Origin of the sequence: Psychrobacter sp. PSP (assembly GCF_024085615.1) — a bacterium.
GTDB lineage: Bacteria > Pseudomonadota > Gammaproteobacteria > Pseudomonadales > Moraxellaceae > Psychrobacter > Psychrobacter pacificensis.
Genome location: NZ_JABLTF010000021.1, coordinates 47,166 through 69,451, shown reverse-complemented (window position 1 = coordinate 69,451; position 22,286 = coordinate 47,166). Strand labels below are relative to the sequence as shown.

The 22,286-nt window shown below is 43.8% G+C and carries 19 protein-coding genes; 5 read left to right on the top strand and 14 right to left on the bottom strand.

Annotation, left to right across the window (positions count from 1 at the left end):
• Window positions 1-39: 39 nt before the first annotated feature.
• The 4 genes from HL061_RS12100 to HL061_RS12085 all read right to left on the bottom strand — a co-directional run bounded on the left by HL061_RS12100 (window position 40) and on the right by HL061_RS12085 (window position 5,927).
• Window positions 40-1,959, bottom strand: a complete 1,920-nt coding sequence (locus HL061_RS12100) for a nucleoside-diphosphate sugar epimerase/dehydratase (protein ID WP_252962860.1) — start codon at window positions 1,957-1,959, stop codon at window positions 40-42.
• 113 nt (window positions 1,960-2,072) lie between these two features.
• Window positions 2,073-4,352, bottom strand: coding sequence for a GNVR domain-containing protein (locus HL061_RS12095; RefSeq protein ID WP_252962859.1), 2,280 nt, complete (start codon window positions 4,350-4,352; stop codon window positions 2,073-2,075).
• A 45-nt stretch (window positions 4,353-4,397) separates the two neighbouring features.
• Complete coding sequence (locus tag HL061_RS12090) at window positions 4,398-4,829, bottom strand: low molecular weight protein-tyrosine-phosphatase (protein WP_252962858.1); 432 nt, start codon at window positions 4,827-4,829, stop codon at window positions 4,398-4,400.
• Window positions 4,830-4,841: 12 nt separating this feature from the next.
• Entirely contained in the window at window positions 4,842-5,927 is a 1,086-nt protein-coding gene (locus HL061_RS12085; protein ID WP_058024345.1) for a polysaccharide biosynthesis/export family protein, read from the bottom strand.
• 552 nt (window positions 5,928-6,479) lie between these two features.
• Here HL061_RS12085 and rluB point away from each other — a divergent pair.
• On the top strand, window positions 6,480-7,406 hold the full coding sequence (gene rluB, locus HL061_RS12080; protein ID WP_186474893.1) for a 23S rRNA pseudouridine(2605) synthase RluB: 927 nt from the start codon (window positions 6,480-6,482) through the stop codon (window positions 7,404-7,406).
• 140 nt (window positions 7,407-7,546) lie between these two features.
• On the opposite strand, the gene HL061_RS12075 is transcribed toward rluB, so the two are convergent.
• From HL061_RS12075 to HL061_RS12065, 3 genes are all read right to left on the bottom strand, one after another.
• Window positions 7,547-8,098, bottom strand: a complete 552-nt coding sequence (locus HL061_RS12075) for a hypothetical protein (RefSeq protein WP_186474894.1) — start codon at window positions 8,096-8,098, stop codon at window positions 7,547-7,549.
• Between the two features lie 67 nt (window positions 8,099-8,165).
• On the bottom strand, window positions 8,166-8,834 hold the full coding sequence (locus HL061_RS12070; protein ID WP_240365332.1) for a hypothetical protein: 669 nt from the start codon (window positions 8,832-8,834) through the stop codon (window positions 8,166-8,168).
• A gap of 207 nt (window positions 8,835-9,041) precedes the next feature.
• Window positions 9,042-9,791, bottom strand: a complete 750-nt coding sequence (locus HL061_RS12065; RefSeq protein WP_186475400.1) for a hypothetical protein — start codon at window positions 9,789-9,791, stop codon at window positions 9,042-9,044.
• A 179-nt stretch (window positions 9,792-9,970) separates the two neighbouring features.
• Here HL061_RS12065 and HL061_RS12060 point away from each other — a divergent pair, with 179 nt between their 5' ends.
• Window positions 9,971-10,573 carry a LysE/ArgO family amino acid transporter gene (locus tag HL061_RS12060; protein WP_186474895.1) on the top strand — a complete coding sequence of 201 codons (603 nt, stop codon included), beginning with the start codon at window positions 9,971-9,973 and terminating at the stop codon, window positions 10,571-10,573.
• A gap of 119 nt (window positions 10,574-10,692) precedes the next feature.
• Here the strand turns inward: HL061_RS12060 and HL061_RS12055 are convergent, their stop codons facing one another.
• The 3 genes from HL061_RS12055 to HL061_RS12045 form a co-directional block, all read right to left on the bottom strand.
• A complete protein-coding gene (locus tag HL061_RS12055; protein WP_186474896.1) occupies window positions 10,693-11,334 on the bottom strand; it encodes a MarC family protein in 642 nt (213 codons plus the stop codon).
• A gap of 219 nt (window positions 11,335-11,553) precedes the next feature.
• On the bottom strand, window positions 11,554-12,414 hold the full coding sequence (gene nadC / locus HL061_RS12050) for a carboxylating nicotinate-nucleotide diphosphorylase (RefSeq protein ID WP_186474897.1): 861 nt from the start codon (window positions 12,412-12,414) through the stop codon (window positions 11,554-11,556).
• Between the two features lie 170 nt (window positions 12,415-12,584).
• Entirely contained in the window at window positions 12,585-13,616 is a 1,032-nt protein-coding gene (locus tag HL061_RS12045) for a hypothetical protein (RefSeq protein ID WP_186474898.1), read from the bottom strand.
• 381 nt (window positions 13,617-13,997) lie between these two features.
• On the opposite strand from HL061_RS12045, the gene nadA reads away from it, so the two are divergent.
• The 3 genes from nadA to HL061_RS12030 all read left to right on the top strand — a co-directional run bounded on the left by nadA (window position 13,998) and on the right by HL061_RS12030 (window position 18,178).
• Window positions 13,998-15,107 (top strand): quinolinate synthase NadA, encoded by a 1,110-nt coding sequence (gene nadA, locus HL061_RS12040; protein WP_228724660.1) that lies wholly within the window; start codon window positions 13,998-14,000, stop codon window positions 15,105-15,107.
• Window position 15,108: 1 nt separating this feature from the next.
• Entirely contained in the window at window positions 15,109-17,070 is a 1,962-nt protein-coding gene (gene nadB / locus HL061_RS12035; protein WP_228724618.1) for an L-aspartate oxidase, read from the top strand.
• A gap of 196 nt (window positions 17,071-17,266) precedes the next feature.
• On the top strand, window positions 17,267-18,178 hold the full coding sequence (locus HL061_RS12030; RefSeq protein WP_186474900.1) for a lysine exporter LysO family protein: 912 nt from the start codon (window positions 17,267-17,269) through the stop codon (window positions 18,176-18,178).
• 43 nt (window positions 18,179-18,221) lie between these two features.
• Here the strand turns inward: HL061_RS12030 and HL061_RS12025 are convergent, their stop codons facing one another.
• The 4 genes from HL061_RS12025 to HL061_RS12010 all read right to left on the bottom strand — a co-directional run bounded on the left by HL061_RS12025 (window position 18,222) and on the right by HL061_RS12010 (window position 22,251).
• Window positions 18,222-18,806, bottom strand: coding sequence for an OmpA family protein (locus HL061_RS12025; protein WP_186474901.1), 585 nt, complete (start codon window positions 18,804-18,806; stop codon window positions 18,222-18,224).
• A 12-nt stretch (window positions 18,807-18,818) separates the two neighbouring features.
• The gene (locus HL061_RS12020; protein ID WP_186474902.1) at window positions 18,819-19,436 is read right to left on the bottom strand and encodes an OmpA family protein; all 618 of its coding nucleotides are present in this window, start codon (window positions 19,434-19,436) and stop codon (window positions 18,819-18,821) included.
• Window positions 19,437-19,517: 81 nt separating this feature from the next.
• Entirely contained in the window at window positions 19,518-20,777 is a 1,260-nt protein-coding gene (locus tag HL061_RS12015; protein WP_186474903.1) for an FAD-dependent oxidoreductase, read from the bottom strand.
• A gap of 166 nt (window positions 20,778-20,943) precedes the next feature.
• Window positions 20,944-22,251 carry a UbiH/UbiF/VisC/COQ6 family ubiquinone biosynthesis hydroxylase gene (locus HL061_RS12010; protein ID WP_186474904.1) on the bottom strand — a complete coding sequence of 436 codons (1,308 nt, stop codon included), beginning with the start codon at window positions 22,249-22,251 and terminating at the stop codon, window positions 20,944-20,946.
• Window positions 22,252-22,286: the final 35 nt, after the last annotated feature.

The window sequence follows — 22,286 nt, the reverse complement described above, 5'->3', positions numbered from 1 at the left end:
GTATCTATCAACCAACCTTATCAATGAATGTTTTCCAAATTAGGAGTGAACTGTAGTATCTTCTTTATATCCATCTACAAAATGTTTGAACTGCAACTTTAACCATACAACGTCGTATAATTGAGATTTTTCTGGTAACTTCTCTAATACCTGCTCAAGATCTGTTAAAGAAAACCTATGCTCCATCGCTTGCATAATAAGAGGATGAGCAGTTTCTTCAATATTATCATCACCGATTATAAGCTCTTCATAGAGCTTCTCACCAGGACGAAGACCTGTAAAGACAATTTCGATATCACCATTAGGATGCTTATCGTCTTTGACCTCATGCCCACTTAGGTGAATCATACGCTGAGCCAGATCGACAATCTTTACTGGCTCTCCCATATTAAGCACAAAAACCTCACCTCCTTGCGCCATGGCACCTGCCTGTATTACTAGATTAGCAGCCTCTGGGATAGTCATAAAATAGCGCGTGACATCAGGATGGGTGACAGTAATCGGAAGCCCCTGCTCAATCTGCTTGGTAAAAACAGGTACTACAGATCCTGATGAGCCTAGCACATTGCCGAATCTAACCATACTAATACAGGTTTTGCTACCTGGCTTGATTGAATTGGCTTCATAACTTAATGCCTGACACACAAGCTCAGCTAAACGCTTTGTGGCACCCATCACATTAGTAGGTCTAACAGCTTTGTCAGTAGATATCAAAACAAAAGTTTCTACATCCGATCGAATAGCAGCACGCGCACAATGGTAAGTACCGCGACTATTATTAATAACCCCTTGAAACGGATTGTGCTCGACCATAGGCACATGTTTATATGCTGCTGCATGGTAGACTGTTTGTACATGATAAGTCTGAAATATCCTCATAAGGTTATGCTCATCAGTCACATTACCAATAATGGATACAATTTGAATGTCCTGATATTCATTACTACTAGCCTGTTTTGCCAAAAGCTCTTGGTGAATACTATAAAGGGCAAACTCTGATAGCTCGTATAACACCAGACAAGTCGGTTTATTTTTGATGATTTGACGGCACAACTCACTACCGATAGAGCCACCAGCCCCTGTTACCAAGACAGATTTATGAGCGATATTTTTCTTCAGCAACTCTTCGTCAGGCTCTACAGTTTGGCGGTCTAATACGTCTAATATATCGATCTTGCGCATATGGCTAACCGTGACTTTTTCGTCAGCCAATTCTTTTAGACTGGGTAGCTCTTTTATCTTGATAGAGATATGTGAAAGCTTCTCAATAATTTTGCGCTTACGAGCACGGCTAATCGAGGGTACTGCCAAAAATACTTGGGCAATATCAAGGGTATTTACGATATCCAATAAGTTATCAGTATGGTAAATCTTTTTACCCATAATATGGGCACCTGTTAGCTGACGATCATCATCAACAAAAGCAACCACACTATATTTATGTGTGTTACTCAAACCTTTCATCAACTCCTGCCCTGCTTCACCTGCACCATAAATCAAAATATTATCGTAATCTATAAGTTCACCCTCAAAACGCTTACCTTGCCATCGCTTCAATAATTCTTTAATTGTCAGACGACTGTTCCACAGCCAGATATAAAGCAAAAACAGAAACAAAATAGGGGTCGATCGAGGGATTTGTGGCAGTACATCAAAGTAGATAATCAGTTCATAAAAAACAATCAGCACAAAAAACAGCTGCAATACACCACTCATAACCGTATCAAGAAACCCTCTAGATACGCCATGATAAAAGCCTACAAGGTATAAACCAATGACAGGAATTAAGGCATATAAACTTAACGTCCATAAACTAATATGAAGCTCGATATAACCATATCGCAATAATAGTGACAAAAACAGACAGGCAATAGCCATTATAAAGTCTGCGCTAATCAAAATCAGACGCTTGACATATCTTGGCAGCGACAACAGGTACTGAGCGATAGATTGCAACACATTTCCACCTATAAGCTTCGGCTTACGTTTGACACTATGTAAAGACTTTTCAACCATATGGATTGTTTATTCATCCCACATCGTTTTTAAGAACTAAGTTAGCTAATAGCATACTACTGGTTGTTACCATAGGCATAACTATAATGATAGCTGTATTTGCTCATGATACCCTGCTGTACGTCATTTAAGATAATACCATCTACTTCTATATTTGCCTTATTCATCTGATTGACCGCATAGACCAGTTGTCCCTCAATTGAGTTATCGTATCTAGTTACCATCAATACTTTATTAGCATATTGCGCCAGTATCATTGCATCGGAAGCTGCGAGGATCGGCGGTGAATCAATAATGATATAGTCATAGTGTGAGCTTAACTCTGTCATTAGGTTATTGAGCCTGCTATCAGACAACAGTGATGCAGGATTGCGTGGATACTCACCTCTTGGCATAAAATCAATATTATCTATATTGGTCGGATGGATAAAGCTCGCTAGATTACTGTTCTTTTGGGTGGTGATAGCTTCTGGGATTTGAGCGTTATTCTGCGCAAAATCAGTCATATTTTGTGATAATTTATCTTGCGATATATAGTCGGCCAAACCGTTATCTTGGGTCATACCAAATATTTTATGCAGCTCACCCAAGCGCATATCTGCGTCCATAATCAGCACCTTCTTGTCTAACTGAGCAAAAACTTCCGTTAGATTGGCCGAGATAAATGATTTACCAACGCCAGGACTCTCACCAGTGATAAGTATAACTTTCGCCCTTTGGCCCCCTTGCTCTGGGGTCGTCATACCGAACATCAGGCTCGTTCTTAGGCTTTTGATGGCTTCATAACTCAAGCTGTTACTATCAGCATAAGCCAGCAAACGATTAGGCACTTTCTTATCTTTACGTAATCTGGTCAGTAGAGGTGAACGAGGAATCGTTGCGACCACAGGTACACCCGTTTTTGCTTCAATACGTTCAGGGTCTTTAACCACATTTCTAAGCATGTTTTTCAGGAGTACGAGCATTGTTCCAAGCATTACCCCTGACAACATCGCCAATATGATAATTTGTGGCTTATTTGGCGCAATAGCATTGAAAGTATTGATAGGCAAATCAATAATACGAGCGTAGCCGATCTGACCAGCTCTCACGACTTTTAGCTGTTCATAATTTTTTAGCAGTGTTAGGTATATTTCTCTATTAATCGCTGTATCTTCAGACAACTGTAAGAACTCCCTTTGTATTTCCGGCAATCCTTCAATGGTGTCATCTATATTTTGTTTTCTACGATTAAGTACGTCGAGTTGTTCGTTGATCTGGATGACTAATGGATGCTCTTCCGTATAATAGGTAGTCAAATCAGCTTTTTTCAGCTTGAGCTCATTAATCTGTGTATCAATTTGAGAGTTCTCTGATAATAAAAGTTCAGCTTCTTTGCTAACGTCAATAGTACCGTTATTTTCACGGAATTTATTAAATACTGCTTCAGAGTCTTCTAACTTTTTCTTCAAGTCTGGAATCTGTGTTTCCATAAACTTGATTGTTCTGGTTGTTTCTTCAGTGCCCCGCGTTTGGTTCTGATCTACATAAGACAGAATTATTTCTTTCAATATCAAACTGACTTGCTGTTGGTTAGACCCTGTCATAGACAGCTCAACAATACCAGTCTGTTGCCCTTGCTCAACTACGGATAGCTTGCTGTTTATTGAATCAGTAGTAGTCTGTAGAGATTGCTTGGCTAAGTTGATAGGATGAGAGTTGTCAGGTAAATCAGTCACAGTAATCTGAATCTGACCATCTACACCCTTAAATAAATGCGGTTTATTCAACTGGCCTTTAAAATCATCGAACCCATTGCTCAAGACAAAACCTGTTTCGGATTTGGTCAGAGTAAATGTTTGATTAAGATAAGCTTGCGATACATTGAACTGGCTAATCTGAGCATCGCCGTCTTCTGTTTGTAACGATACACCATCAGGAGTATTAATTTGGGTAGCGACGCGATCACTTTTGATCCGATCAATATAGCCGATAGAAGGATCCATTAGACGTATACGCAAGTTTAACTTATCTACTACAGGCTCAAGTATCATACGAGATCTTATCAGCTCGGACTCTGTCTGAGCTTTGCTCGATTGTGGAGCGATGAGCTCTGATGCAGTTGTACCTAATGCTGATATACCTTGAGAGTTTTCCTCTATTTGTATCAAAGCATCGGATTTGAAAGTGGGGTTCACATAGCGCCCGTACAGCACACCAATCAATAAGCCAATTAATGCGAAAAACAATACAGTTTTCCAGCCACGCAAAATGGCAAATAGCAGCGCCATAAGATCAATGTCATCATTATTTTCTTTCGAAACAGGGTTTGATAAATTTTTCGAATCTGTACTCATAACTATAGGTCTACCACTTCAGCTTGTTCATCGGATAAGCATTACTTAGTTAATTTTATCGGCCCACTGATCGAGACCATCAACAATATCTTGATATGCTGTCTCAAAAGCGCTCATTTCATGTTTATATGGGTCAGCAATATCCTTATTTTGCCAGTGACCAAGCTTAAAGGTTTTACCACGGCAAAATGGCCAACGTTCCTCAATCCATTTAGTCTGACTATCTGACATGGTAAAAATAAGATCAGCCTTTTTTACTAATTTTTCGTCGATTTGTTTGGCTATATGGTCTGTAATATCTATCTGCTGTTCAGTCATAATTTTGAGAGCAGATGAATCTGCAGGATGCCCAATTAAAGCGCCAACGCCTGCGGAGTCAATTACTTTGTTAGGATAACGCTTTTTTAGCAAAGCTTCTGCCATTGGGCTACGGCAAATATTACCTACACAAACAACCAAAATATTATCAAAAGCCATGCTTATCACTTCCTATAAAGTTGAAAAACTTCTGATTGCTGAAGTTGATGGTAACAAAGCACTGATAACACGGTTCCAGCGCGTCAGACCAGTTGGGTCGACATAGACAATATCATTAGGCAACATCTCAAACCGGCTAGTCAGTGGAAAGCTAGTGAGCGCCTGCATATCTACATAGTATATATTTGTACGCTGATATTCAGGTTGATCACGTACTACGTAGATCTTAGCCGCATTAGCCGTATTAGAATTCAGACCAGCTGACTCCCCAATCACCTGCGCTAAGCTCAACCCCTGGTCAATAATAGGTACAGGTGCAACTTTGCCAAACTCTCCCAAAACATACACTTTATTGATGTCTTCGCTACTGACACGAATAGAGTCACCATCTTGTACATAAATTTGATTGGCTGATAATCCCGCCTGCTGCAGAGACTGTAATCCCATACGATAATCAATACCATTTCTTCTCAATACAATACTGTTTGAGTTACCTTCTCTCGTCGTACCACCAGCCATAGATATTGCACTGTACAATGACACAGGTTCGTCAGCAATATTGAATTGACCAGGCTTGTTAACCTCACCATCGATAAAAAACTTATTGCCTCGATACTCAGCAACTTTCACTTGCGGATCTGCATACTTTAGGTAGCGTTGCAATCTTGAACTTAGGTTTGCGGTGAACTGTGGAACACTTAGCCCGCCAGCTTGTATACGACCTATCAACGGAAACTGTATAAACCCCTGCTGATCAACAGGATAACCAGATGCTCCTGCAGCATTAATATCAGGATAATCTACCAAAATAATACTTAATACATCAGAGGATGCAATACGGTAATTCATCCTATTAGACGATCGTACTAGGTCAGATAGGTTGGCACTCATTTGTGAGCGAGCGATTTGTTTAGGTGGCAGTGTGGCGAGAGTCAATGGCAGTACATTGAAATTAATACCATTCTCTGCAGTAAAAGATCCACTGGGCGGTAACTGACCAGCTTGAAGCCCAGAATTGATGGTTGTAGTAGCACATCCATAGAGCATACTACTGGCTAACAAACACGCTGCACTCAACAACTTAGTTGTCTGTCTCATATCAAAAAGCCTCTTCTATTACTGCAATCACATAAAACGACTAAAAACAGTTTTGTATTAATAAATTTGTATCGATGTTATTTTTTTACATCTTTCACAAAAATAATCGGCATCATAACATAAGTTATCTGTTATACAGTAATGTTCTTATTGATTGATACAAAAAGCTATTTTTAAACTAATTACTCCATGTAGCATATAAATTCTTTTTATCAATTACAATTAAATATATTACGTATATTAATAATTGATTGAATTTATATTAAATTCTTACACTGCTATGTTGCTGCATATGTACGACTACCTAAAAGCTGTTAAACATTCTTAGTAAAAATATGCAAGATTTTGTTCAAATTGGCTTGAGTACAGTTGCGAGGTGTATAAGTCAAAGAAATAAGTCAAAAAATACAGTATAAGCAGTCTTTTACTAGTATAATGCTGCTCACAGCAAACAATGCATTTTCTTACCTATTATCATTTATAATCTAGTATAAACAATTGTGAATCATTATACATTGAGAAATGTAAACCCACCGACTCAAGGACATTAAGATGAAAGACGAAAAATTGCAAAAAGCACTCGCCCGTATGGGCCTTGGCTCACGCCGTCAAATGGAAGAAGTGATTAAAGCAGGTCGCGTATCTGTTAATAACGGTCCAGCAACGATTGGTGATCGTGTATCGCAAGGCGATGAAATACGTGTGGATGGTCGTCAGATCAAATATACCGCCGAAAATGAAAAGCGTCGCCGAGTGATCGCTTATTACAAGCCAGAAGGCGAAGTCTGCTCAGCCAAGGATCCAGAAGGTCGTCCGACTGTGTTTGAGCGCTTGCCAAAGCTCACTCATGATCGTTGGGTCATGGTTGGACGTTTGGATATCAATTCAACTGGCTTACTATTATTTACCAATGATGGTGAGATGGCGCATCGCCTGATGCATCCTTCTAGCGAAGTGACGCGTGAATATGCCGTTCGTGTGTTGGGTGAAGTCACTCCCGATATCGCCCGCAACTTGACTGCTGGTGTCATGTTAGAAGACGGCATGGCGCAGTTTGACGACATCAAAGAAGGCGGCGGTGAAGGCGTTAATAAGTGGTATCACGTCAAGCTTAAAGAAGGTCGTAACCGTGAAGTACGCCGCTTGTTTGAGTCACAAGGTCTGAAAGTTAGCCGCCTATTGCGTACACGTTACGGTACGATTGCCTTGCCAAAAGAGTTACGTACAGGTCGTTTCTTAGAGCTCGATAAAAAAGAGATCAATACATTGACCGATTTGGTGAGCTTACGCCCACGTTATGGCACAGGTCTACATGGTGCGGCTAAAAAAAAGCAAGAGCGTATCAGAAACAAGCCGCTTAAAGCGCGTCGCACGGACACTCGTAATGACAATCGCAACAGCAGCGCGAAGCCTAAAAGCAGTGCTAGCCCTGCCAGCCGCGGTACGCGTAATAGTCGTGACCGCAATGATAAGCGCTAATTCAATTGATTTAACATTATTCTAAGTTTTTGATAGATTTAGAATAAACATAAAAAAGGGGTCAATGACTATTCATCATTGACCCCTTTTTTTATGTATTTTTTACAGGCCTCACAGTGACTCAGTATAAAAATAACGCCTCAGCTATCGTGGGTATTAATATAATGCGTCATGACTCGCAGCTCTTTTAGCTGCTCCTCGTCCATTTGTGCCAGTAGTCTATCCAAACGCTGTTCGATGTTATCTAAAACACTTTGCAATAACTCACTAGCCTCTAACCTCTTTTCACTATTCTCATTAGTGACATTTATATTTGTTAATTGGTAGTGAGTGGCTAGCATTTCGGGTAGCCGAGTTTGCAACATTTTGTTCAATACAAACTGTGCTTCTGTTATAGCAGGTGTTTTATGTTGAGCTTGTAATGCTGCCTGATAAGCTTGATAGCCACTCACTTTGTTATCGATACGTTTTAATTGCCGTAGCTGCTGATCTGACAAGCTTTTTAAGTGCTTTTTATTTAAGTTAAGCTGCTCCCAACTTAACGTAGCCAGTGACAATGGCGCATGATCATCTTGATATATAAGCACACCTGGAGTAATACCGACCGCTTTGTGCAATGCATGCCAGCCTTTTCTACCTAGATAAAAAGTTGTGACGGTCGTTACAATACCGATGCCTATTAATATACTCATAACTGCTCGCTACTCATCACTCAATTCTATGTATGACTACTTATCGTTGGCACTTAGCATTTAGCATTTAGCGTTTAATATCTTCTGCTACTGGATTTTTCACATCCGCGCTACTCAAAGTAGGTGACTCAATAGCCTCTGTTTTCTTACTGAGATTACTCAGCGGCTGCATTGTTGAATCCATATTTGGATGATCAAAGCGTGTTTGCAGATAGCGATTGGTCGCGAGCAGTTTTTGCCCATCTTGATGGTATGAGGCATTGAGTAAATCGTCAAACTGGGTATTGATCGTTTTAAGCACTTCTAACAATGCTTGTTTACCAGTGACATCTGAATGTTTGATTTTGGTGGTATCAGCACGCGCCCCATCTGTCACATCTAAGTCATATAAGCGGCGATAATCGGCCACAGCTTGCGGAATGTGTCGGTCCATCAGATTTTGGATCATAATATAAGTTTCATTGATGGTGTCTTTATCGTCAATTTTGCCGTCATTATTGGTATCACCATAAATCAAGCGGAGTTTTTTGCCTTTTCGATTGATTTGCTCAAGTGCTGTTTTGACTTCAACAGGTAGGCTTTTCTCTGGTATATATCCCAGTTGCGGCATGGCAGTATATTCCAGCATTTTGGGCGCGGTAACTTTCTTAATACCACGATACCCCAAATATAACCCAGCGGCCGGCAGCACTCCGTATAATACAAACATCACTAACATAGCAGTCACTTGGGTCATCGGGTTTTCCTTATTGTTTTGACAGAATAGTTTGGCAGATTTCTTGTTATTTTAATCAGTATTTTAAGCTAGGCGGTTTTAGTGTCGTCAACTTTATTGCTTAGCACTGCTTTTATTAAACAAAAAAATAAGGCTCTATGAAAGCCTTATATTGTTATACATTGAGTCTGTTATGTTTTTGGATAATCTTTTATTTTATAAAATACGCTAGCTTTGCGTGCGGCTCTTGACATAACGATGGGTTGAGGCAAGACGATTTAAAACGGTTTGATGCAACTCATCCAATAGCTCATCAAGCTCATAATCGATTTCTAAAAACAAATCGGTCAACATATCACCTGCGGTCATTTTTCCCTGAACCATATTGTTTTTGGTGCGATGCGGACTAAAGCGCTGCAACTGCTCATAATGATGTAGCGCTTCAGGGATGCTCTCGGACACCAGCTTATCAATGACAAACTGGCGCTCATTATGTTGCTGCTGCTGTTGCTCGTTTAGCTCACTACTCCACTCACGATAGCGTTTTAGCTTACCATTGATACGATCTAATATCGCAACGGCTTCGATAGGCATCGCATTTAGGGTGGCCTCATCGACCACATCAACAAGCTCAGTCATAATCGGACAACGTCCATGTTTGAGATACCACAAGGTATCGGGGTCAAAAGGTGGTCTATTGGTCGGTTGCATTTGGGCGCGATTGGACAAATAGCGATCAGTCAGCGGGGTTGATGAGTGAATATCGTTCACTTGCGCTAGTGCATCACGTATACGGTGTACCCGCTCAGGTGGCGTTAATGCAGCACGCTCGTGATTTGATTGAGTGCCGTCATTATTATGATGGATATCGATATTATCACTATTGTCATTTAAATTATGGTTAACACCCATCTCCTGCGCATTGTTGGCAGCTAACGTTGGTAGGTCATCTTGCGCTTGCCCAAATGACTTTAGCATTCTTGTCAAACTGACTACCATGACTTGCTCTGCCCCTCATCCAGTACACACACGTTGTGCTCGTATTGCATACGTTCATTCAATAGCTTATCTTAACAGGTTTTTGCTGACCTGCCAGTACGCAAAGTGTCAACATTCCTACTCTCTCCGCTCACTTCCTAAATGCTAAGCGACTTGTTATGAATGCTCCCGATTATATTTCTGGTTTCCTGCTTGGGTTATCGCTCATCATCGCCATTGGCTCACAAAATGCCTTTGTACTCAAACAAGGTCTCAAACGTGAGCACATATTTTTTGTTTGCCTGTTTTGCGCAGTGAGCGACGCGCTGTTGATATCAGCAGGCGTTGGTGGATTTGGTGCGGTCACCGCACGCTATCCGCATGTGATAGATATCGCAAAAATAGCAGGCGTTTTATTTTTGTTGGGTTATGGCTTACAAAGTTTGTATGCCAGTATCCGTGTATCACACGCTTTGAACGTTGATGGGCAAGTAGTGACCAGCTTAAAAAAAGCGCTACTACTCTGCTTTGGTTTCACTTGGCTCAATCCGCACGTCTACTTAGATACATTGGTGCTCGTTGGGATGGTTTCAACAGGCGCTGCTAGCAAACTTACCTTTGCCATTGGGGCAATTAGCGCCTCATTCTTTTTCTTTTTTGCGCTCGGTTACGGTGCACGCCTGCTCAGGCCGTTATTTGAAAAGCCAAAAGCTTGGAACATACTCGATGCGTTGGTAGGACTGCTGATGTTGTATCTGGCTTGGCATTTATACCAAAGCTAAACACAACATTAGGCGTTAAATCTAGATAAACTAAGATGCCATTATCAGCTATCTGATAAGGCCTCTTAATTCAATTATTAGGATTTTAAGTGCTCAATATTAGAGACAGAATAAATAGCTTAGATTAAAGCAGGAAACAGTGTGCGCAGACCGCTAACGATAATCTCGATAGACACGGCTGCTAATAGCATACCCATGATCCGGCTCATAATATTCAGACCAGTATCACCGAGCAAGCGGCTGATACGACCAGCAGCCATCAATGCCAGGTAGCAAAATAGACTAATAAAGAGACCAGCAATGATGATGGCAGATACCTGCAAAATGCCTGAGACTTGCGATGAATAAATAATAACGGTAGAAATACCACCTGGTCCAATCATCATCGGTATCGCAATGGGGACCACTGCTGAGGCCATCGTCGGCGGTGCATCTTGCACGTGGTCGACATCGAAGTTCTCTTGATCAGGCTTAACAGGGTTGCCTTCACCGTTCATCATATTTAGTGAAATCAAGAACACCAATATTCCACCAGCCAGCTGAAACGAGCCAATAGAAATACCTAGTGCTTTTAGTAAGGTCTCACCCGCCACCGTAAAAAAACTGATGGTGATAAAAATGGTCAGACAAGCAACACGCGCAACTTTGCGTCGATTGTTCATCGAATAGCCGCGAGTCAAATCCAAGAACAACGTCAATGCGCTAAATGGATTGATCAATACCATAAAGGCTAGGATTATCTTGATAATTTCAGTATTCACTGAGCGCTCGCTTGTCTATTGATACCACTGGTGCAAAAAGATAAGGCCATCGTGCGAGTGCAACGATGACCCAATAGGCAATTCATAGTAGCATTGTAACATAGGCAGATAAGCGAGTTAAATCATTAACTTTGCTCGGTTACCCTTCTATGTCATCTTGGCGAGAAATCCAGCGAATATAAAAGCTATGAATCAGATGAAGCTGAAATACTTGATGGCCTATGCACTAAAATCTAAGCCAATATCCAGCGCAGTAGTACTGTGCGTTAGGTAGCCCATCGCGATAAAATCAACCCCTGTACTGGCGGCGGCTCGTACCGTTTCAGGCGTAATACCACCGGATGCTTCAGTCTTTGCGCGACCTTTACACATAGCAACCGCTTGCGATAGCGTTTCTGGCGACATATTGTCTAGCAATACCAAACTCACACCCGCCTCTAGCGCCTGCTCTAATTGCTCTAGCGTATCGACTTCAACCTCAATCGGAATCAGATGCCCAGCAAAGTGTTGCGCTTGCTCGATAGCCGTCTTTATATCACCTGCGATGGCAATGTGATTGTCTTTGATTAAGATCGCATCATCCAGTCCCAAACGATGATTGCGACCGCCACCGCAGCGTACCGCGTATTTTTGTACAATACGCAGACCTGGGATGGTTTTACGCGTACAAGTAATCTGCGCTGGATATTGCGCCACGCTATCGACGATCTGGCGGGTCGCAGTCGCAATACCGCTAAGATGCGTCATGAAGTTCAATGCTGTACGTTCTGCTGTTAGCAGATGGCGTGCATTACCTTTTACAGTAGCCAATACGGCACCAGCGGCGACTGTTTCGCCATCCTGCACTTGAGCCACAAACTCAATGTTTGCATCAACTAAGGCAAAAGACAACCGCGCCAAATCCATACCGCATATCACACCTGATTGTCGCGCCTTGATTTGTAGCTGGGCTTGCATATCTGCTGGGATAGTGGCTTGCGAGGTGACATCTCCACGCCTGCCCAAATCTTCCGCTAGCGCATCTTCTACCAAAGGTTTAAGCAATACGTCATCCAATACTGGCTCTTTTTCAATTGTCATGTTTGACCCTTATGTAGGCGTAATATGAATAAAAACGTCTAAATATTTAAACTCAAAATGAGCATAAATATAGCGTAAAGTTGACGCTCCTGCAAGGGAAGGTGAAACAGTTTTTATTGAGCAAGTCGATTTCTATATGAAATTGACCTAGCTGTATTTGTTAGTAGCAATTATTTACGCTTAGGAAGTTTGCTGTCCATCAATAAGCTTTGTAGCTCGATATCATGGCGAAAACGATAGAGTTTGGCGGGGCGACCACGCTGAGCACTACTACTCTCTCCTGTCTCCATCACAAGATTCTGAGATTCCAGCAAACGGCGAAAGTTTTGTTTGTGCAAGCGTATGCCTGATAAGGCCTCAACACTCTGCTGCAACTGGGATAAAGTAAACACATCTGGCATCAACCCAAAGATAAGCGGTCGATATTCAATCTTGGCGCGTAGTCTGGAGATAGCGGTGGCAATCACGCGGCGATGATCGTAATACATCGGTATGCCGATACGCTGAGACCAGTCGCTTGGCAATTGAACCGTTTGGTAATTAGGCGGATAATTGGGCGCTTCTGGTATCAGTCCTGCTTCATACAGCATCTCGTAGCGCAGCAGCACATGCTCTGCGATCCATTCTCTGCTTTCATCAGCCTTATCGCCAACTGGTTCAGTTTCTATGAACTCGCTATCTGTCAAAAACTCTTCGCTAAGTCCCCAGCACAAACCAATACGTTGACGCCTGCGCTGCCGGGCAACTGAATCTTCAGCGCTACTCGCCCACTCCAATAGCATAGGGATGATAAAGTCCATAATGATACTAGGCATACCATCTAGATGGTTCTCCCATGGGAAATAATCATACCAATTTCGCCATAGCGCTTGGCTTTGCAATGCCTGCATTTGAGTTTCTTGTACCAAACCAAGGTAGCTGACGTACACCAATGCATGACCATCAACGTTACGTCTGTTGGTATCAACAAAGGTATATAGCTGCTCTAAATATCCGAGCGGCTGCTGCGTCTGCTCTTCTACCCATTGACGTACGCCTGCCTGTAGCGAGCGATGTAGCGGCATAAGCGGCCCATTTGGCAGCAGCTTACCTTGATCAACGGTTAGGACACGAGCGATATGATCGGTAATCGCGACCAATACGGCGACCACTTCTGTCGTGCCGCTACCTTGCTGGTGCGCATGTGAATAAGACAACGTCATAATTTAGGGGGTTATCCTATCTGTATAAAGTGTGATGAGTGGACTATCAATGCTGATAATAATAAGACTCAGTATAACGTGAATCTAAAAATATCATAGTCTGCCGTTGCAATCAGACAACATCAAAATGGTCCTTCTACTATCAAGGATGGTGCAGAGAAATGCTAGAGAATCTCTATCACATAACCAAGAATAAATGATGACAACAGAGGAAATAAATCAGTAAACCTATAAAAAACACTTGTATTTATACTCAAAATGAGCATAATTAAAGACCAATTAAATTTATTTAACCAAATATCTTGTTTTAGCACACCATTTATCACTATAGCGCCAACAGAGGTTGCCATTATGAAAATTTATCCTTACGACGCACCCATCATGAGTACCGACAATCGCATCGCCACTCAGATGAACATCGAATATGCCAGAGCAAAAATGCCAGCAGACTTGCCTCGTGCTGAACGACTCGTGGTTGAAGAAAACATCAAAAAATTATTGAAAGATAATAACGCGGTACTCGTTGCACACTACTATGTCGATCCTTTTATCCAAGACTTAGCACTTGCGACAGGTGGCTGCGTCGGTGACTCGCTTGAGATGGCTCGGTTTGGACAAGCCCATAGCGCCCAGACCCTAGTCGTCGCTGGTGTACGCTTTATGGGCGAATCAGCAAAGATTTTAAGTATGGAAAAAACCGTGCTTATGCCAGATTTGGAGGCGGAATGTTCGCTCGATTTGGGTTGTCCTGCTGATGAGTTTTCCGCATTTTGTGATGCCCACCCTGAACGTACCGTCGTCGTTTATGCCAATACCAGCGCCGCGGTGAAAGCCCGCGCTGACTGGGTTGTGACATCATCGGTCGGTATCGATATCGTCCGTCATTTGCATGCACAAGGTGAGCCGATCATCTGGGGGCCTGACCGTCATTTGGGCAAATACATCGCTCGTGAGACGGGTGCAGATATGCTGCTTTGGCAAGGGTCTTGCCTCGTGCATAATGAGTTTAAAGCCACTGAATTGCTGCAATTAAAAGCCGAGTACCCAGAAGCCAAAGTCTTGGTACATCCTGAGTCGCCCGATAGCGTGGTGGCACTCGCTGATGTCGTTGGTTCAACCAGTAAACTGTTGCAATCAACGTATGAGATGGATGCTGACACCTTTATCGTTGCAACTGACCTCGGCATATTGCATGAAATGCAAAAACGCTCGCCGAACAAACGCTTTTTGGCAGCGCCTACCGCTGGTGAAAGCGCAAGCTGTAAAAGCTGTGCCTTTTGTCCTTGGATGGCGATGAATGGCCTAAAAGGTATCGAGCAATGCTTGACCAATAACAGCGGTGAGGTACTAATGACGCCTGAGCTTGCCGCCGCCGCTAGAAAACCCTTACAACGTATGCTTGATTTTGCTGAATCGCAAAAGCAACGTGTGGCCGCCAGTGGCGATATCGTTCAAGACCGTGCATTGTTTGCCAATGTTGGGGCAGCCTAGCATGAGTCAGCCGCGCTCAGCCAATCAAACCCGTACCACCATCCCTGATAACTGTATTCCTGATAACTGTAGGAGTAGTCGCATGAGCCATATTGTCAACACTGACGTCCTTATCATTGGCGCTGGACTGGCAGGCTTGAGTACAGCGTTATCGCTACCAAAGTCACTGAATATCACGGTTTTGAGTAAAGCGGCACTTGAGGTTTGCTCAAGTCACTATGCTCAAGGTGGCATTGCCGCTAGTCTAGACAAAGATGACTCTGTGTCTGACCATGTTGCTGATACCTTAGTGGCTGGTGCCGGGCTTTGCACACCCGATAATACTGCCCGTATCTTGGGTGCAGGACAGCAAGCGGTTCAGTGGCTATGCGCGCAAGGTGTCCCTTTTACGCAGAACTCACCTAACGCTTTGGATAATACAAGCGCACAGGAATTTTCTCAGTTACAGACTAGCGACTTGCATTTAACAAAAGAAGGCGGTCACGGCTGTAGACGCGTCGCCCATGCGGACGATGCGACGGGTCGACACGTGATGGACGCATTAACCATCAAAGCGCAAGCTGCTACCAATATCACTATTTTGCCTTATCATGAAGCGCTTGAGTTACTGACACTGCCTATAGCGAGCGACAAGCCTTTTTTTACAGATAATAGCGATGCTAAGCATTGCCGAGGGGTGCTTGTCTTTGATCATATCAATGGGCGCCCGCTCACCTTTCATAGTCGTGCAGTGGTACTGGCTAGTGGCGGCTTAGGTCAATTATTCAAGCGTGCCAGCGCGCCTAACGTCTGCGTCGGTGATGGCGTGATGATGGCATGGCAAGCAGGCTGCCGCTTGGCAAACTTGGAGTTCATTCAGTTTCACCCAACAGGCTTAGCGCTAGATGACAGCAGCTTTTTGATATCTGAGGCACTGCGCGGTGAAGGTGGACGGTTATATTGTCCAAAGACGGGTGTCCGCTTTATGTTGGACGTGGATGCCCGTGCTGAATTGGCACCGCGCGATATCGTCGCTCGGGCGATAGCCGCGCAGATTGATAACAACGGGCTTGGCTACGTGCATCTTGATGTCAGTCACTTAGCCACTGACTTTATAAAAGCGCATTTCCCGCAGATTTACCAAACGCTATTAACGCTCGGGATTGATATCACGACAGATCCTATTCCAGTTGCCCCGACTGCGCATTATAGCTGTGGCGGTGTGGTGACTGATGCCAATGGATTGACGGATGTACCAGGACTTTATGCGGCTGGTGAAGTCGCTTATACAGGGCTACATGGGGCGAACCGCTTAGCAAGTAATTCGTTGTTGGAGTGCGTGGTGGTTGGTCGTAATATCGCAGACCATTTGCCTCAGTATGTCACCCGTTTAGCAAACGCAGAGAAGATAGGTAATGATGCTTATCGTGACATAAATCAATCCGTCATTGAATCTTGGTCAGTGCCTACGCTCACAGATGCGCAGTCAATTATTTTGACTGATACGTTATTTACAGCGTCCGAATATGACAATGATGACAAGCTATCTGGCGCTGAGGCGGACATGACCAAAATCACTGCCGCACTAAAAGTGCTCATGACCACTAACATGGGTATCACCCGTAGCGCGGGACAATTAGAACAAGCATTAACCCAAATACAAAAGTGGCAAGTTTCGCTTGCCAGTACTGAGCTTGGACAACAAAATATCATTAAAAATGACAGCCCCACGAACATACATGAGCTGGCATATTTTCAATTAACCAGACAGCTTGCTTTAGCGACCTTAATTATTCAGTCTGCTTATCAGCGTATGGAGAGTCGCGGCGGACATTATCGCCATGATTATCCAAAGCTATCGGATATACCTCGGGCAAGTGTGGTTGAGCCGCAGCGTGAGCCATATCAGCAACATATCTCCTCTGCTCAATCTATAAATATATCGAAAACGCTAAACAATATGTGGAAAACGTTGATTGCTTGACGGAGCAGTGTGCACATCAACGTTCTAGAAAAAGTCAGCCAATAGCAGAGATTGATTGACTTGTCGCAAGTCCTATCAGCTCACAAAATATCAATCAATGTAGGCTACCTAGTGGGTTTTTAGTATTCGGTCAGGGTTATGGTACAATCGCAAGCTTCCTAAAATGTCTTGTTAAAATCGCTGCGAGCTGACCACCATGCAAAGCCTAATTACCCTCGTTTTGGTCTTGATGCCAATGTTTATTGGCTTTGCCATTCCGTCTAACCCAACCATGACCAAACTAGCCGATACAGGCTTGTCTTATTTAGTCTATCTTATCTTGGCACTGATCGGTATTGAGCTATCACAGGTAGAAGGGCTGGGTAATCAAGTTGGCGAAATTGCACTGTACGTGACTGTCTTATCCATATTGACGATTGGCACAGGATTGTTTGCACTGATGGTATTTGATCATGTACGACCATGGCATGCCAAAAAACCAAGCGTCAAATCTAAAGAGCACCGCGTCAGTATCCGCGGTAGCTTGGCACAAGTGGTTTGTGTCGTGATTGGCATGGTGATTGGTTATTTTTTACCGGCAGGTTATATGCCGCCTGAAAACTCTATGACGGTCATGCTGATGATTTTGATTTTGCTGGTCGGTATCGGTCTCAAAGGCTCAGGCATTACCTTAAAAGAAGTCATGCTCAATAAGCGCGGCGTCGAGATGAGCGTTATTTTTACGCTATCGGTGTTGGTTGGTGGGCTTGTGTTTGCCTTACTATTTACCGATGTGTCGTGGACGAAAGGCTTGGCTATGGCATCAGGGTTTGGTTGGTATTCACTATCCGCGATTGTCATGACTGATGCTTACGGCGCGGTATGGGGCAGTGTCGCGCTATTTAATGATTTGATACGGGAATTTTTTGCGCTGCTATTCATTCCTGTATTTATGCGCAAATATCCTTCTGCTGCGGTGGGGCTTGGCGGCGCGACGAGTCTCGATTTTACCTTACCGATTATTCAGCAATCAGGCGGTCTCAAGGTCGTGCCACTGGCAATTAGCTTTGGCTTTTTGATTAATATCATCTCGCCCGTACTGATGGTGGTGTTTTCGGCTTTGGGGTAGCATTTGATAAATTTACTTTTTTAATTTTCAAACGCTGAATACACTATTCAACATTGCTAATAAGCACATAAATACGCTGATTGAGCCAACTGTTTTCAGCATCATTAGGCGCAATCGGTCGCTCCGATCCATAATAGGACGTTTCGATACGAGCGGGATCTATATTGTATTTCATAACGATATAATTTTTGATTCCTTCTACACGGTATCTTGATAGTGTTTGGTTGCCGCGACTGTCTTCACGCTTGGATATATGCCCTTCAACACGCATGATAGCGTCCAAATGATCTTGCATTTTCTTGCCTGCGTTATCTAGCTGTTCATAATACTCACTTTTTATCTCACTGCTATTTTCATCATAATAGGCTCTAGCTTCCATTCTGAATTCATTTTCAGCAAAAAGTAAGGAGTGCGGACAGCCTCTTTCATCTATTACCATATTATGTGGCGTCCTTGGGCATTCGTCCATAGCATCAAGTACGCCATCACCGTCGCTATCTAAAATAACTTTAGCAACTGGAGCATTAATATTTTGAGTTGCTTGATTTTGTGAAACAGATGTTTGGCAGGCTGATAACGCCAAAGCACTTACCAAAATTAAAAATGCATTTCCCAATTGAGTTTTCATAATATTTTTCCTTTAAAACTCTCTGCATTCGAGTAACATTTGATCATACCTATCTCGCGCTGATATCCAACCGAACGCTCGCTGATTCATAATAGCTCCCTCCTCGGTATCATTAGGAGCAATAGGATTATTAGCGCTACAATCAAAGGTGCGAATTCTATACGCTGGCAGGTCAAGATTAACCAAATAATTTTTGATACTTTGTGCACGAGCACTCGCTAATGAGATAAAGTCCAGTGGCTGAGACGAGCCTTTGAGATGTAGAGCTTTCTCGTCAATGGCTTGCTGTTCAATTTTGGAGGTATGCCCTTGGACAAAAAAAGTCAGGTTAGAACAGCGATCCGCGAACGCTATGATCTTATTTAATTCCGGAGTATATTGTTCCTTTAATTCGGCACTATCTTTATCAAAAAATACTCGTAACTCCATAGACAATGTATCGTCCAAATCTACTGGCATAGGTTTGCCATTTTCATCAACAGGTGGCGGTTCAACCACGCAAATGGAGGGCTTTAAAACCTCTTGTGCTATGTTACTTGTGACTGGAGTCACTGATTGGCAGCCTGCTATTACCACAGCTCCTATCATCCATAAGGCAGTAGAGAATTTTGTTTTCTTAAACTTTGTCATAGTGAATGCCTTACTGGTTATGATAGGTCATACTTATACTCATGCTATGCCACTAACTCTGTGTCACTAAGAACAAGCAAACTAAACCCCACTAGCCTGCTTCGCAAACAGCCGCATTAAAGGTTTAATCTTGCCAACGCGGTACATGCCTTCGCTACGCAGTTGCTGCATAGGACGAGTTTGTGCAAGCGACCCTGCAAACAACCAATTCAGTGCCGAAAAGCTGTGCATCATCAGGCTATTATGCGGACGACGCGAGCGCTCATAATGACGCAGCGTTTGATTACTGCCCCACAGCGTGCCGCCACTACGGGTAAAGTCATGCATCAACTGCTCACACAACACTTTTACATCTAGCATACCGAGGTTCAACCCTTGGCCTGCTAGCGGATGCACGCCATGGGCGGCATCACCGATGAGTACCAAGTTATCAGCGACGTAGTTTTTTGCTTGTTGTGCTGCTAAAGGAAAACTGGCGATGGACTCAATCTGCTTTATAGCACCCAGCTCGTAATGACTTGCCGCTGCGAGTTTATCTGCGATAAAGCGGTCGTCTTCCTCTATCAATGCCAATGCCTGATTGCGCGGCAAGGTCCATACGATAGATTGCCAATGTTGTGGATTTGCCTTATCGTCATCAGTAATATCCGCTAGCGGCAAGAGCGCTAGCGTCCCCGTTGGCAACATGGCTTGACGAGCAGTCGCTTGATGTGGTTTCTCTGTTTGAATCGCACAGCAAATCGCGGTTTGATTGTAATCAAGCGTATCAAGTCCAATCCCTGCTTGACGACGCACAAACGAGCCACGACCATCAGCCCCAACTAACAGACGCGCGTCAATCGCTGTTCCATCATCCAAGGTCACACGGTAGCCTTGCTGCGCGCCTAGCCAGTCCATATTGACCACTTTATGCCCAGCGATAACCGTCAGATAGTCGCTGACATCCTCCTCAGACAGACGCTGCCATAAGGCGTGCTCAATAACGGCTGGCTCCACCATACTACCGAGTATCTCAGGCGCAGCGCTCTGGTCATGACTATCACCAAATAATAGCTCGCCCATGCCGTTCAACTGCCAAACCTGCATTTGTGAATAGTCGGCTTTACGCTTGGATGCGGTAATGTGTTGCCACGCGCCAACCTCTGTAAGCAGGTTAATACTCGCCAAACTAAGCGCATAGACACGCGCGTCACGTTTGCTTAGCACCGCTTGCCATGCAGACTCATCTCGAGCAGGACGGGCATCAACCAAGGTCACTGGCATTTTGTGCTGCGCAAGCTTTAGCGCGAGCGTCGCCCCAACGATACCGCCACCGATAATCAGCGTATGATTGTTTTTCATAAGGTGTCTCTCAATATTGCTCAATATTAGAATACTTATTATCAATCTCAATTACATATAGTTGATTCAGTTTAAAAGAGAGACAAGGCAACCGAGTGCAGATGTATAGGCAATACTGCAAGCGAGGTTAACGCTGTCACTCTTTTAAAGAGGATTAACTATAGCGCTATGACTTTAAACCCATCGCGTAGGTTGCCACCAATGGCTTAATGTTTGGCAATTTATCAAAGGCCAGTAATGCCATATTACGTACAAACTTAATGGCGGGATTAGGATGCGTGAAGCCATGTACCACGGCATCACAGAATCGAATCACCCGCTTTTGATCCGTTTGACGCGCTTTTTCATAGCGCTTTAGTAGTTGTGCATTACCGATGTCCTCGCCTTTGAGCACTTGTGCGCTCATCATTTGCGCCAATACATGAGCATCTCGCATACAAAGATTAAAGCCTTGACCCGCGACAGGATGCAAAGTATGAGCGGCATTGCCCATGATAACGCAGCGACCCTCGACCTGCTTATCTGCTAGCACACGCGATAACGGATACGCGCCGCGGCGACCAGCAGCAACGAATTTGCCAGCGCGTTGTCCAAACGCTTGCTGTAGCGTCTGCAAGAAATGCGCGTCGTCTTCTAGATATTTGGTTTCTTCACCTGTTGGACAGACCCAAACCACAGATCGTCTATAACCGTGTTGATATTTATCATTGCCGTCGCCCTCTGGATCTGTCAGTGGCAGCACAGCTAGCGGCCCTGCTGGACTAAAGCGCTCAATGGCGACATGCTCATGCGGTCTATCGGTCTCTACCACACCAACGATAGCGGTTTGCTGATAGTCATAGGTTGTGGTGCCGATATTTAACAACTGACGTACCGTAGAATCGCGCCCATCACAAGCGACTAACACGCTGGCTTGTAGCTGTTGCTCGTTTTCTGCTGCGTCATCGTTGCTAAAGCTCAGCATCACGCCATCCGCTTGTTGGGCAACGGCGTTGACACTGGCATTATCAATCAAGGTAATAAGTGGCGACTGCTGCGCGGCTAATAAAAGCTTACGCCCGAGCCACGCGTTTTCAATGACTTGTCCAAAAGACTCTACTTTCTCCTCGGCTTTGTTGAGCTGTGCGCGACCAAAGCTACCTTGCTCGCTAATCTGCACGCTATCAATTCGGCACGCATGGCTTTGCAATTCATCCCACAATCCAATCTCTTGATAGATCTGTACCGTACGCCGAGATAACGCTGTATTACGACTGTCCAAATAATGACTGCGCGTACGGTCATCGGTCGGACTGATGGTTGGATAACGGTTTTTTTCTAATAGCGTGCTAGCAATGCCGTGATGCGCCAGTAGTAAGGCAAAAGACAAACCGACATGACCGCCACCGACGATAAGCACTTGCTGGTCGGTGATTGCTTCTCTTCTTTCAGGTAGGCTTTTAGAATTGGATAAAGGTGAACCTGTCTCTTGCATCGTTGTTGTTCCTATTATAATTGTTGGGCAGACAC